This is a genomic window from Limimaricola pyoseonensis (assembly GCF_900102015.1).
GTDB lineage: Bacteria > Pseudomonadota > Alphaproteobacteria > Rhodobacterales > Rhodobacteraceae > Limimaricola > Limimaricola pyoseonensis.
In genome coordinates, this window is record NZ_FNAT01000012.1 from 52686 (window position 1) to 65357 (window position 12672).

General features: G+C 52.5%; 12 protein-coding genes. 11 read left to right on the forward strand and 1 reads right to left on the reverse strand.

Features of this window, described 5'->3' with window-relative positions; all coding sequences use genetic code 11:
- Nucleotides 1-94 precede the first annotated feature (94 nt).
- The 10 genes from BLT43_RS17525 (at nt 95) to BLT43_RS17555 (ending at nt 10624) form a co-directional block, all read left to right on the forward strand.
- Nucleotides 95-949, forward strand: coding sequence for a glycosyltransferase family 2 protein (locus tag BLT43_RS17525; RefSeq protein WP_090115004.1), 855 nt, complete (start codon nt 95-97; stop codon nt 947-949).
- 304 nt (nt 950-1253) lie between these two features.
- Nucleotides 1254-2150 carry a nitroreductase family protein gene (locus BLT43_RS18805; RefSeq protein WP_110559037.1) on the forward strand — a complete coding sequence of 299 codons (897 nt, stop codon included), beginning with the start codon at nt 1254-1256 and terminating at the stop codon, nt 2148-2150.
- A gap of 5 nt (nt 2151-2155) precedes the next feature.
- Entirely contained in the window at nt 2156-3265 is a 1110-nt protein-coding gene (locus tag BLT43_RS19000) for a hypothetical protein (protein ID WP_131802689.1), read from the forward strand.
- Between the two features lie 647 nt (nt 3266-3912).
- A complete protein-coding gene (locus tag BLT43_RS17530) occupies nt 3913-5031 on the forward strand; it encodes a polysaccharide pyruvyl transferase family protein (protein WP_165612663.1) in 1119 nt (372 codons plus the stop codon).
- Nucleotides 5032-5078: 47 nt separating this feature from the next.
- Nucleotides 5079-6005 (forward strand): hypothetical protein, encoded by a 927-nt coding sequence (locus BLT43_RS19005; protein WP_131802690.1) that lies wholly within the window; start codon nt 5079-5081, stop codon nt 6003-6005.
- A complete protein-coding gene (locus BLT43_RS17535; protein WP_090115008.1) occupies nt 5995-6864 on the forward strand; it encodes a glycosyltransferase family 2 protein in 870 nt (289 codons plus the stop codon). Before BLT43_RS19005 ends, BLT43_RS17535 begins: the two co-directional genes overlap by 11 nt.
- Before the next feature lie 14 nt (nt 6865-6878).
- The gene (locus tag BLT43_RS17540) at nt 6879-7964 is read left to right on the forward strand and encodes a glycosyltransferase family 4 protein (RefSeq protein ID WP_165612664.1); all 1086 of its coding nucleotides are present in this window, start codon (nt 6879-6881) and stop codon (nt 7962-7964) included.
- Nucleotides 7957-8541, forward strand: coding sequence for a DapH/DapD/GlmU-related protein (locus tag BLT43_RS19480; RefSeq protein WP_090115010.1), 585 nt, complete (start codon nt 7957-7959; stop codon nt 8539-8541). Before BLT43_RS17540 ends, BLT43_RS19480 begins: the two co-directional genes overlap by 8 nt.
- A gap of 616 nt (nt 8542-9157) precedes the next feature.
- On the forward strand, nt 9158-9817 hold the full coding sequence (locus BLT43_RS17550) for a sugar transferase (protein ID WP_242652347.1): 660 nt from the start codon (nt 9158-9160) through the stop codon (nt 9815-9817).
- Between the two features lie 51 nt (nt 9818-9868).
- On the forward strand, nt 9869-10624 hold the full coding sequence (locus BLT43_RS17555; RefSeq protein ID WP_090115028.1) for a metallophosphoesterase: 756 nt from the start codon (nt 9869-9871) through the stop codon (nt 10622-10624).
- Between the two features lie 139 nt (nt 10625-10763).
- Here BLT43_RS17555 and BLT43_RS17560 read toward each other — a convergent pair whose 3' ends face one another.
- The gene (locus BLT43_RS17560) at nt 10764-11936 is read right to left on the reverse strand and encodes a nucleotide sugar dehydrogenase (RefSeq protein WP_090115014.1); all 1173 of its coding nucleotides are present in this window, start codon (nt 11934-11936) and stop codon (nt 10764-10766) included.
- Between the two features lie 332 nt (nt 11937-12268).
- Between BLT43_RS17560 and BLT43_RS17565 the strand changes: the two genes are divergently transcribed.
- The coding region (locus BLT43_RS17565) for a GDP-mannose 4,6-dehydratase (protein WP_131802691.1) at nt 12269-12672 on the forward strand (404 nt) is incomplete at its 3' end.

Below are 12672 nucleotides of genomic sequence, written 5' to 3' on the forward strand. Positions count from 1 at the left end.
AGCACACGTCCCAGCCGCATTTGACCAAAAATTATCCAGATAAATAGGCGTGTTTATCGGGGGGGCTTGCAATAATGAATCGAGAAACGGAAAAATGATAACTGCTTCACTTGTGCTATATCACAATGATCCAGAAGAATACGGAAGGGCAATAAATTCATTCCTATCCTCAGTCCCGACGGGAGAGATCTGGGTTGTGGATAACTCTAGCAATCCTCTCGAAAACGCACTGTTCGACGATCCGCGCGTACATTATATCTATAACGGAGAGAATCTCGGATTTGGAAGGGCGCATAACAAAGCAATCTCGCAAATCCCTCCAAGCTCCTTTGCTCATTTGATTGTGAATCCCGACATTTACTTTGAGCGAAATGTTGTTCCAGAACTCGAGGCAGCTTTAAGCCGTAATCCAGAGGTCGGAGTAGTGATGCCGCGCATCTCCTACCCTGACGGTAGCTTACAACGTCTTACTAAACTACTACCAACACCGATGGATCTAATTTTCCGTCGGTTTCTGCCAAGCTCCTGGATGAAAAAGAAACTAAACAGTCGGTATGAGCTGCATGACCTGCCTGACGGGCAGGAGGCAGAGATCCCATCGCTCTCAGGCTGCTTCATCCTTGTGCGTACTGAAGCCTTGCGCCGAATTGGCGGTTTTGATGAGCGCTACTTTATGTATATGGAAGACGTAGATTTGGTCCGACGCATTGGAGATTTCTCAAAGACCCTATACGTGCCTTCAGTCACGGCAATACACAGCTATGCAAAGGGATCATATATAAATCCGAAACTTCTTAAGTTCCATATTGAATCAGCATGTAAGTATTTTATGAAGTGGGGGTGGTTTATTGATCGCCAAAGATCTCAACGCAATGCGGTTACTCTGGCCCGCATCGCTAATATCAACAACGAACGAAAAATTTGCAAGCATAGCGATTCTGGCACATGAAAGAAATATTGCGAGAGTCGCTGTTTCACTGCTTCGATAGTTCCGAAGGTAATGCCAAGGACATACAAAAAGTCATCGTGCAGAAGAGAAGATGGTAATGCACGCGTTATGATAAGCATAGCTAGATTGCTCCCTCTCCAGAATAGAAGGGAAGAGTGGAGCGAAGTCAGCATAGCAAAATGGAATGACCTGCCCGACCCAATAGAAAATCTTCAGGGGAGGGCTACGGTAGATCCCTACCCGAAAGAGTACTATCCAAGCCAGCTGGTCAATATTAGTCGGTATAGAAAATAGGAAAGTTCCGTTGCTCAAGCTAATAAAGAAGATGAGGCAGGCGAGCCTTCTGATCGGTTGCTTCGTGTACGACTTTCGAGTTTTCTTGAAAGGTTACGGTGGCCTCAAGCGAGTGGATAAGGAAGCGACCGAAAGTTGGCTGCTGCAAGACATCCACCGCATCGAAAAGGGCTTCACTCTACGTAATCCGAGATCAAATTACGGATGGGCGGTCCTCCGGAGACTTGATGGAAATATAAAACTGGCCAAACATAATGGGCAGCTGAGTAACGGAATAGAGCGTTACCTAGGTAGCGTTATGTCGGCCTACAGGGTCAAAAACGAAATTCCGGACGATTGTGCAGAACTTGCCCTGGCCGAAAGTCAAGACTCATACCACGCCAACCTACCTTATAGACCAAAAGACCTGATGGGGGCGTCATTCGATAAAATCATCGAGAAAAGACGGTCGGTAAGGCAGTTCGATCGAGAAACGAGCCTGCAAAATATTGAGCGGGCACTTGCCGCAGCACGAGGCACTCCAAGTGTATGCAACAGGCAGTACATAGGAACATCAGTTCTAACAGGCGATGAAATGTCCAAAGCCCTGGAGCTGCAGAATGGGAACGACTCTTTTCGTTCTGAGATAAAGCAAGTGCTAGTCGTGTATGCACGCTTGCGGTACCTAACATCGCCGTATGAACGATACCAAGGGTACATTGACGGCGGCATGTACTGCATGAATTTAATAAACTACCTAGCGTTCCTTGGGGTTGGGAGTTGTCCGTTGAACTGGTCAGCAACACCTAGGAACGATCAAAAACTGAAATCCCTAGGCGTCGTACCAAAGAACTCCTCAGTCGTAATGATGATTGCGATAGGTGAAGTCGACGATACCATCAGTACCGCTTCCTCTAGAAAGATCTGAGAACTGTGCGCGATACTCTCTCTAGTGTTCTGCCGAGAGCGGCTGGAGTCGCGGCAGTACCAGTCATTTTCAAGGCGTATAGTCTTGAGAGCGTAGCGATTTTTGAAATAATACTTGTTACATCTCAGTTAGTATTTATCTTGCTTTCAAGCGACCGGGTCAATTGGCGAACAACTCGCGGAGAGAGGGTTTTTCGCGGCTATTTTCTCGCTAACATATTGATAGTGCTTGGCGCTGTAATCACCTCAATAGTCGGTTCATCTCTTTTCATCTCAGCCATTTTGTGGCTGGTCGCCGCTAAACATAGTGTCGAGTACATCAAGGCAGATCTCTTCGCGCAAGGGCACATCAACCGCTACCAACTGGCAGATGGAGTGGTTCCGATTGCATTAATCGCTGGCCTGCTATCTCTAATTGGAAGCCAGGTCGAGCAGGCAATTATCGCAGCTGGAGTTGTCGTAACAGGACTCTTTTACGCTATCAGAGTACGCGAGGCATCCAACACTGTTCTGAATTTGACGGCAAGCTGGACGGAGCTAAAGGGTGATGTGCGAGGAACATGGAAAATGGTTCTAAACTCGCTTACTCTCAATCTGTCGTTCATGGGTGATCGCTATGTTCTTTATGCATTCTCGAGCCCCGAGTTTCTGGCCGTGTACGCAGTATACAGCAGAGGGACATTTGCAATGAGAGCATTTCTCGCCCCCCAGTACGAACGATTTCGGCGAGGCTTTCTCGCGAAGCAGGCTCTTCGACCAACTGTTTCAACCCGTGCAGTCTTTGCCGCCGTATTGCTTGCAGCAGTATTCCAAATAGCCTACCTAACAGTGACTTTTTCAAGCGGGCCAGCAAGTGTAGATGTTGGAGATTTCACTGCCTCGATGGTGTTCGGATTTGCGTTCTGGGTTAACTCGATACTTGGAGTTCCCTACATTGTTGAAAAAAGGAAGCTCTACCTGGTCATTTCCAGCTCCTTCTCAATATTATCGCTATTTATTGGCGCCTACTTCTTCGGCATTCATAGTGTCGCTAGCGTGTATGTAATGCTTACATTCGGAGTGTTCGTCAGCATCGTTACTCGCAGGAAGATGCTTGGCGCAGAGAAAGCTTCATAGGAGAGCAGAAAGTCCAGTTCGCCTCAGTGAGGTTCCGATGCGGCTGAATCATTTTCTCCTCGCCAGTCCAATTTAGTATCTTCCATCTAGTCTCCGCAGTGAGCCCGTTCTGATACTAAGATACGTTGGAACGTGGGAATAGATCATAGCTATTCGTAGCTGTGCTCCCAAGCGGCCACCCTTAGGTCTAAGTTTTCTGGGCTTGAGCGAAGCAAGCTCTGATGCCAAAAGGCCACGGAGCTAATTGGTTGAAAGGCAGCAGTAGCTAATATCATTCGCCCTCCATGGTGCCATTACTGCTGTGCAGGGACAGGCGAAAATGAGCAGCCATCGGCGCAACTTCCATGCGTAGACTGGTGGGAACTACCAGCAATGGCATTTAACAATCACGCCCTTCAGAAGTATGCCGCGGTGCCTTTATTCTTGAAGGTTTCAGACTGAGGGTGTGAATCCTAGTACTAGCAGCACATTCTGTGTAATCACGACAGCGTCAGCATAAATGCAGCTAATACGATCCACGAGTGGATCGTTCTTGGAAACTAGAACCCAAACCGATCAATCTCAACCGGCCCTGAATGACCTACCCAAGGATCTGAGGGGATTTAGAGATAGTCAAGGCTCAAGGTGAAAGACGAACGCAAATGAAAATGAATACGAGCAAGAGGATCGGAATTCTCACATTGCCGCTGGAGAAGAATACCGGCGGCATTCTTCAGGCTTATGCTTTACAATCGTATATTGAGCTACAGGGCGTTCCTGCGGAAGTAATTAACTACAGAAGCTGGAAGCATAGCAAGCAGTATCGAAGATTTAAGCAGGCCGCTATCGGCATAGCATTGCTTGCACGTACGAGGCGCGTTGGGACTCGAGGTGTGGCAGAGTCGTTCAAGGAAAATCAGAATTTTATAGATCAGTACGTCAATCTGACTGGGCCAATTTATACCAAGCGGAAACTGGAGAAAGTAATATCGCAGAGATATACACATGTTATTATTGGCAGCGACCAAGTTTGGCGACCAGACTACGCTCATAATGCCAGGGTCTACTTCGGAGACATGAAACTGGACGATGGCGTCAAAATATCAACATATGCTGCGTCGTTCGGACATCACTATCATCATAAATTGTTCTCCGATCCGAAAATAGTGAAGTCTGTAAAGAATTTGGAGCAAATTTCGGTAAGGGAGTCGCAAGGTGTATCGCTCTCGAAGCAGGTGTTCGATATTCAGGCACACCATGTGGTAGATCCCACGCTTCTATTGGGAGCGTCGAAGTACGAAGCCCTTTTGGCCAGCGATAACTCGTGCGAAGCGGTGCAGCCTAGAATCCTCAAGTATGTGCTAGACAACGAAGTGCTCGCGAGCCGAATTGAAAAAAAGTTCAGCGAGAAATTTGAAAACTCGATTAGCGAGACACTTCGGGGAACCCCAACTGGGGCGGTAAACTCAGAGGGCAGAAAGGTTTCTCCAGTTGACTGGCTGTCAGAGTTTCGGCGCGCAAGCTTTGTCGTGACCGACTCTTTTCACGGCATGATTTTCGCCTTCATTTTCAAGAAGAACTTCATAGTCCTAAAAAATAGGACGCGGGGAGCTGACCGTTTCGATTCATTTCTTGAGAAATGTGGTCTTCGTGATCGTCTGATCTCAGACTACTCTTCAGCTGAGGTAACGCGCCTCATTCACACGAGCATTGATTATGATAGTGCGGGTAACCGGATATCGGGCTTAATCGAACAATCGAAGTCATTCCTGCGAAATGTTATCTAATGCTTCGCGTAAGGAAGCGCTCATTCTACGCAGTAACGACCTTCATAATGTCGCTGGCTCTGGCGGCAATCTATACCGTCTCTAAGAGCACGGGTGGACTCACTACGGATGAGAAGCTCTACCTTCTGCCTGCTGATATTGAGTTTGGGGCCGGAATTTATCTAATACAGCTTGTAATGAACGCCGTTCCGTCGCGGTTTTTTCTTCTTGTCGCAGTAGCGGCCCTAGCAGGTTGGACAATTCGGAGCATCTGGAGGGAGCTTTATAACTATAGGAACTATTCACTTCTTCAGTCTTTGTTCACCGTCGTAGTGGCTACTCCATATTTTTGGTACCATACTTCTAGCTATTTAAAAGACTCTCTCATTGTTCTTATCTTGCTATTTGCAACTCTAAGTATCTCGAGGGGTAGAACGATACTTCCCGCGCTCCTTGGAGCATTTCTACTTTTCCTTCGCATGCCGCTAATTGTAGTCATCGTCTTGATGGCTCCTGTTTTGGCCGCTAGCTGGCCGAAGCGCGGATTTACAGCGATTTATGGCCTGGGCCTTTTCGCAGTTTCTATTTTGGTTGTGGTCTACCTGTCGGACTACTTCTATATAGATCTGGTTGAAACCTTTGAGAGACAGAGGTTTTCAGGAGAATTGACGCTTCTAAAAGTTCAGGAGGGCAGTCCTTGGCAGTCAGTGTATATATTGGCTAATCACTTTTTTAGCTTCCTTCCAGCGTTTTTCAGTGAGAAGACTAGCCCAGTGCTTGTTATTATAACGGTGCACAACGTGGTTTTTCAGGCCTATAGCCTTTATGCCTGCTTCCGTCTCAATAAGTTGTATCTTTTTATTTCGCTTCATTTCTCATTCTTGGTTTTCACTCTACCCCAAGTCTTCCCCGAAACGGCCTCACGGTACCTTATTATGTTCCCATTCATCCTTTTCGTGTCGATACTTCTAAGGGAAAAGAAACATGAAGGTTAGTGTGGTAATTCCCTGCTTCAACTGCGCCGATGTGGTGCAGCACGCAGTTCATTCCGCGATGCAGAACGAATGTGTTCAGGAAGTTATTTGCGTCAACGATGGCTCTACTGACAGAACAGCCGAAGTACTCGAGGGGTTACCTTTTGACACCAGATTAAAAGTGATACACACAGAAAATCGTGGTGCGTCGTCGGCGCGAAATACAGGTGTGGAGCTTACAAGTTGTCCCGTTGTTGCATTGCTCGATGCTGACGATTTATTTCTCCCAGGGTTTATCGACTTCAGGATCGAAAAGCTCAAAGAGAAGGTGGGTGAGAATGATTCATTTATATCGTTAAGCTCCATAGCAAACATCAATGAACGTTTTGACTTCTCGGACATTTTCTGTAAGGGCGCATTCTCCAATTTTGGACCGGCATCTATTCGCTTTCTAGTTTTGGCGCAGATCCTAAATATGAACACGCCTACTATGATTTTTGATCGACGTACATTTGATCGAGTCGGCGGGTTTAACGAGGCACTTACGACACGGGAAGATCATAAACTTTTACTAGATATGCTGCTGTGGTGTAAGATTGATATTGAGAATGGGGCGGGAGTCATTCGCCGAATTCAGTCCAATAGCCTAAGTAGAAGCAGGTCTATTGAGCAGGTAATAGCTGACCATCGTAGCTTTCTCAGTAGTATCCCTAACCTAAAGAAATACGAGCGTATCTTTGCCGATGGGCCAATAATTATGTACTGTCTGAGGAGGCGCGGGCTTTCAGAGGTGCGTCGTTTTGGAGTTTCAAGTATCCTGCTCTTCCCATTTTATGTGGTTGTTGCTATGGCGTTTCGCATCGTCACCCGCAAACTCTGATTTCGGAGCATGCCTTGAATACTATTTACTATGTTCACGATTATCCCATTGGTGAACGTGAAGGAAAGCTGCAATGGTCCGTGGGTTTGCCTGAGACATATTTTGACAGATTCCGTCGCTACACAGCTGAAGTGGCTCTAGTCAGTCGGATACGCCCAGTTGGTCAGGAAGATAGCTACACTGCAGGTAGAGATGGCTTTGTCCGAAAGTCTGCGTACTCCCAGTGTAGTTACCCGTTAGTGCTTTGGTCTCTTTGGAAGAATAGAGCGAAACTGAGGGATGAGTGCTTCGTTATAAATTTTCCGACTGTCATCGGATTTTTTATTCTATTATTTCTGCGCCCGCGTTTCTATGTATTGGAGCACGTTAATGATAGCAATTTATTTCGCGCGAAGAGGTTTGGGTTGCTCGTCACTTGGCTTATAGTCGCTTTTCAAGATCGATTTTTTAGAAGCAGTAGAGGTGTTATCAATGTAGCCTCATACCTTACTCGTGACTCTTACCCTCCAATCTCCGCAACTGCGAGTAATGTTGATGTTCAGAGTGTCGGCTCTGTTCGAAATCCCACCCCAGGCCCGATAAAAATCGGCAGTGTTGGCGCGGTCTCGCTCAAGAAGGGTAGTGATCTTCTTGTTGAGGCAGCAAAATTTATTGATCGCGATTTCGAGCTACACTTCTTCGGAGAAGTCCTAGACCAGAATATTGTAGATTCTGTGCCGAACAATCTTAAAAGTAAAATTTTCTTCCATGGGATGCTGAGGAAAGAGGTCGTTCTCGAGAGATTGGGAGAGCTCGATTTGTATGTCCAGGCTTCTCGCGCCGAAGGTTTGCCTCGGGCAACGATTGAGGCAATGTCTGTCGGCTTGCCCTGTATCGGAAATGATCACCCGTCTGCAAGGGAGCTGATTGATTCAAGATTTATCATTTCTCTTGGTCGCAATGATGCGCTAGCAAGAAAGGTTGAGGCGTTAAGCGATATTGGTGTTTACCGTGCACTTTCAGAACATAGTATATGTACCGCCAGCCGCTACCTAGAGCCCAAAGTGTTGGAAATCCGGACGAACTTTTACTCTGCTGTCTTTGGGGGTTGCTATGATTAGAGGTTACGGACCGTTTTCCCTTCTTTGGCTGTCTATCTGCTGGGTGATCACAAAGATACTTTTCCCTGGAGCGCGCATAGTTAGGTTTCCTCTTTTCATAAAAGGGCGGCGTAATATTAAATTTGGCCGTGGCTTCGTTTCCGGGCCATTCTGTAGGATCGACTACGTCGGCCCTCGCATTTCAGGAGCTGCGTTGTGCATCGGAAGAAATGTTCAGATAAATGACAGTGTTCATATCGCTTGTGCTGTTCACGTTTCGATTGGCGACGATACCCTGATTGCAAGCCGAGTTTTCATCTCTGATCACAATCACGGCAGTTTTCCAAGCGAGCCTGAGTTTACTGTCCCTGTCGCGAAGAGAGCGATCTCGGCTGACCCTGTCTATATTGGGAATAATGTTTGGATTGGAGAGGGCGTGGCTATTTTGCCCGGTGTGAGTATTGGTGACAACTGCATTATTGGCGCGAATAGTGTGGTGACTCGGAATATCCCGAAAAATTGCATCGCAGTTGGAGTTCCTGCTAAGCCGATAAAGCGGTTCTCCTGCTCTAGTATAAGATGGGAATCCCTTTCCTGAGGTGTCCTTTTCTAGTATGTCGAATCCTTGTGGTTGTCGCCGTTGTTTCAAATATACTTTTTAGGTAATTTGCTTCGCCGCTTCCAATATGAGATTTCTGTCTTGGTTTCCCTAGCGTGTACTAGTTTATTTTTCTCTTGAGTGCGAGTATGCTTTTTTTGGTGATATCTACTTCGAGTTCACCGGTAGCCTCTCATTTCTAGGTATTTCGAGCCGCCCGATCAACTCGTGATTGATTTATGTGTCAATATGGTCACATGAGATGCTTGTTTTGGATTCTATAGCGTTTTATTAGGTATCAGTTGTCGTTCGCTGGCTCGCTACAGGTCCAGATTGGCGCTCGCAGTTTGAAACATTGAGTGGACCCAAGGGCCTGAAGTTGTTGTAATATATAGATTCTTTAGTCATGTTCTGAGTATTTCTGACGCCGTTTGGAGCGAAAGAGTTGGGCACTTCTCAATAAGTTTCTCGAAGAACTCCTGCCCCCCTAGCAAAGGATTTCTTGCCTGTGCTAGCACAACCCTGACGAAAACCCCCCTCGCTCGCGCGGTGCGCTGACGCAGGGGCCAAGGAAGAGCGGCGGGAGAGGTGTCCCGGCGCAGGGATGTGTTTGCCTATGACCGAAACCGCGGTTTCCTCTGACTATCTGACGGCGGACAGCCGTGACCCCAAGAAGCCGGCCCTATTCCAGACCCATGGGCGCCCGGGCAAGCGGCTGTTCGACGTCGCGGTCTGCCTGCTGCTGCTGCCGGTGCTGCTCGTGGCGGCGCTGCTGCTGCTAATCCTCAACCCCTTCTTCAACCGCGGGCCGCTGTTCTACGTGCAGACCCGGATGGGCTATGGCTGCGAGCCGTTCCAGGCCTTCAAGTTCCGCTCGATGACCAAGGCCGCCGAGATCGACCGCGGCCCCTTCGACGCGCTCGAGACCAACCGCATCACCCGGCTGGGGCGGATCCTGCGCAAGTCGCGGGTCGACGAGCTGCCGCAGATCCTCAACGTGTTCGCCGGGCAGATGAGCCTGATCGGCCCGCGCCCGGATTTCTACGATCACGCCATCGTCTATGTCGGCAGCGTCCGCGGCTATCGCCGCCGCCACGACGTGCTGCCCGGGATCAGCGGCTTCGCCCAGACCGAGGTCGGCTATGTCGACGGGCTCGAGGGGCTGCGCCGCAAGGTGGCGGCCGACCTGCTCTACATCCGCCGCGCCTCGATGCGCTTCGACCTGTGGCTGACCTGGCAGACGCTGCGCACGGTGGTCGGACGCCGCGGCGCCTGAGCCAGCCGGAGATCTGGTCAAATCGGCATGGCCGGGGCTATGGTCCCGGCCATGTTTCGTTTTCTCTCCTCCCTGCGCGGCCGCAAGGCCCGCACGCCCGCCCCCGCCTTCGACGCGCCGCTCGCGCCCGAGGCGCCGATCGCCGTGATCGGCGACGTGCATGGCCGCGACGACCTGCTCGGCCGGCTCCTGGACCGGCTCGCCGCCGAGGCGCCCGGGCACCAGGTGGTGCTGGTCGGCGACTACATCGACCGCGGCGAGCAGAGCCGGGCGGTGATCGAGCGGCTGCGCGACCGGCCCGACCTGGTCTGCCTCAAGGGCAACCACGAGGCGATGTGCCTCGACTTTCTCGAGAACCCGGAGAAGAGCGGCGCCCGCTGGCTGCGCAATGGCGGGCTGCAGACGCTGGCGAGCTTCGGCGTCGGCCTGTCGGGCGAGGGCCCCGAGCGGATGACGGCGGCGCGCGACGCCTTCGCCCAAGCGCTCGGCGCCGAGGGGCGGGACTGGCTCGCGCGGCTGCCGCTGCAATGGCGCAGCGGCAACGTCGCGGTGGTCCACGCCGCCGCCGACCCCGAGCAGCCGATCCAGCTGCAATCGGAGCGCACGCTGCTCTGGGGCCATCCGCTGTTCGAGAGCCAGCCGCGCGGCGACGGGCTCTGGATCGCGCATGGCCACACCATCTTCGATCAGCCCTTCTCCCATGCCGGCCGCATCGCGACCGACACCGGCGCCTATGCCAGCGGCCGGCTCACCGCCGCGCTGATCGCGCCGGGCGAGCTGCGCTTCGTGCAGGCGACGCCGGGCTAGCCCGGCCTTCGCCTGCGGCTCCAAAAGGCCATGATGCTTGCACGGCTTCGGCGACCCGCTCATCTGACCGCACCGAGCATCGGCAGCGCGCGCCGGCCTGAAATCCTTGCGTCCGGTCGCGCGCCTCTTGCTTCGGTCGTCAGTCGTTCCCGAACAGGTCGCGGGTGAAGACCTTATCGGCCACGTCCTCGAGCTCGGTGGCGCGGCGGTTGGCTATGATCAGGTCGCAATCCTGCTTGAAGGCGCCGAGGTCGCGCTCGACCGGCGAGTTGAAGAAGCTGTCGGCCGCAAGCTCGGGCTCGTAGAGCGTGACCGGAATGCCCTTGGCCTTCACCCGCTTCATGATCCCCTGGATCGAGCTGTCGCGGAAATTGTCGGAGCCGGTCTTCATCACCAGCCGGTAGACGCCGACCCGCTTTGGGGCCCGCGCGATGATCTGATCGGCGAGGAAGTCCTTGCGGGTGGAGTTGGCCTCGACGATGGCGCGGATCATGTTCTGCGGCACCTCGCTGTAATTGGCCAGGAGCTGCTTGGTGTCCTTGGGCAGGCAGTAGCCGCCATAGCCGAAGGAGGGGTTGTTGTAATGCCCGCCGATCCGCGGGTCATGGCTGACGCCGTCGATGATCTGGCGCGTGTCCATGCCATGGCTCATCGCGTAGCTGTCGAGCTCGTTGAAATAGGCCACCCGCATCGCGAGATAGGTGTTGGCGAAGAGCTTGATCGCCTCGGCCTCGTTGGGGTCGGTGAGCAGCACCGGTACGTCGCTGTCCAGCGCCGCGCCCGCCAGCAGATCTGCGAAGGCGCGCGCCCGCTCGGAGCGTTCGCCTACGACGATGCGAGACGGGTGCAGGTTGTCGTAGAGCGCCTTTCCCTCGCGCAGGAACTCCGGCGAGAACAGGATCCGGTCGGTGCCGAAACGGGCCCGCATCTCCTGCACGAAGCCGACCGGCACCGTCGACTTGATCACCACCACCGCACGCTCCGACGCCGCGAGGACATCGGCGATCACCGTCTCGACCGACGAGGTGTCGAAGGCGTTGGTCTCGGGGTCGTAATTGGTGGGGGTGGCAACGATCACCCAGTCGGCCCGGGCATAGGCGGCGCGGGCATCGGTGGTGGCCTCGAGGTTCAGCACGTCCTCGGCAAAGCAGCGTGTCAGTTCGGCGTCGACGATCGGTGCCTCGCGACGGTTGACCATGTCGACACGCCACGACGAGATGTCGACCGCTGTCACCTTGTGATGGCGCGCCAGCAGTGCTGCGTTCGACAGGCCGACATAGCCCAGCCCCGCGACTGTGATCCTCGATTGCATGCTGGGGTCCTTTTCCGAAATACGCCTAAATTGAATGCGCTTGCGACCTGCGCAGCGCAGATCGACCACTTATTGGGTTAGGCAGGATTTGGATAGGGATGATTTGCGGTTCGGAACCCTTCGACCGTGGCCCAAACGAATGCGACCCAGCGAAGGGTACCGTTTGGTCTCTTCTGTTACCGGATTACCTTGGCGGCAAGCATCACGGTCTGCCTGGAGGCAATAGGACTTTCTCGCATACTTAGATTATTGTTTTTTGCAAGATCACCCTGCGCGTTGCGGGTCCTCTGCAAACAAGGCTAGTTGCGCTTCGAAATTACGGAGCGATTTGCATGACACTCTCTTCTCCCCGGCGCGCGCTCATCACCGGCTCGGCCGGCTTCATCGGCTACCACCTCGCCCGGCGGCTGCTGGCCGAGGGCTGGCAGGTGACCGGTCTCGACGCGATGACCGACTACTACGAGGTGGCGCTGAAGCGGGCGCGCCACGCGGCGCTGGCCGAGAACCCCGGCTTCACCGCCGTCGAGGGGCGGATCGAGGAGGCGGGGCTTCTCGACCGGCTGGTGGCCGAGACCCGGCCCGAGATCGTCGTGCACCTCGCCGCGCAGGCCGGGGTCCGGCATTCGATCGACGCGCCCGAAAGCTATGTCGAGGCCAACCTGATCGGCAGCTTCCGCCTGATCGAGGCGTTGCGCGCCACGCCTTGCGCGCATCTGATGATGGCCTCGACCTCCTC

Excerpts from the sequence above, each read along its gene's own strand:
- BLT43_RS17525 (WP_090115004.1), top strand. The coding sequence starts at position 95 with ATGATAACTGCTTCACTTGTGCTATATCACAATGATCCAGAAGAATAC.
- BLT43_RS17530 (WP_165612663.1), top strand. The coding sequence starts at position 3,913 with ATGAATACGAGCAAGAGGATCGGAATTCTCACATTGCCGCTGGAGAAG.
- BLT43_RS19005 (WP_131802690.1), top strand. The coding sequence starts at position 5,079 with ATGTCGCTGGCTCTGGCGGCAATCTATACCGTCTCTAAGAGCACGGGT.
- BLT43_RS17535 (WP_090115008.1), top strand. The coding sequence starts at position 5,995 with ATGAAGGTTAGTGTGGTAATTCCCTGCTTCAACTGCGCCGATGTGGTG.
- BLT43_RS19480 (WP_090115010.1), top strand. The coding sequence starts at position 7,957 with ATGATTAGAGGTTACGGACCGTTTTCCCTTCTTTGGCTGTCTATCTGC.
- BLT43_RS17550 (WP_242652347.1), top strand. The coding sequence starts at position 9,158 with ATGACCGAAACCGCGGTTTCCTCTGACTATCTGACGGCGGACAGCCGT.
- BLT43_RS17555 (WP_090115028.1), top strand. The coding sequence starts at position 9,869 with ATGTTTCGTTTTCTCTCCTCCCTGCGCGGCCGCAAGGCCCGCACGCCC.
- BLT43_RS17560 (WP_090115014.1), bottom strand. The coding sequence starts at position 11,936 with ATGCAATCGAGGATCACAGTCGCGGGGCTGGGCTATGTCGGCCTGTCG.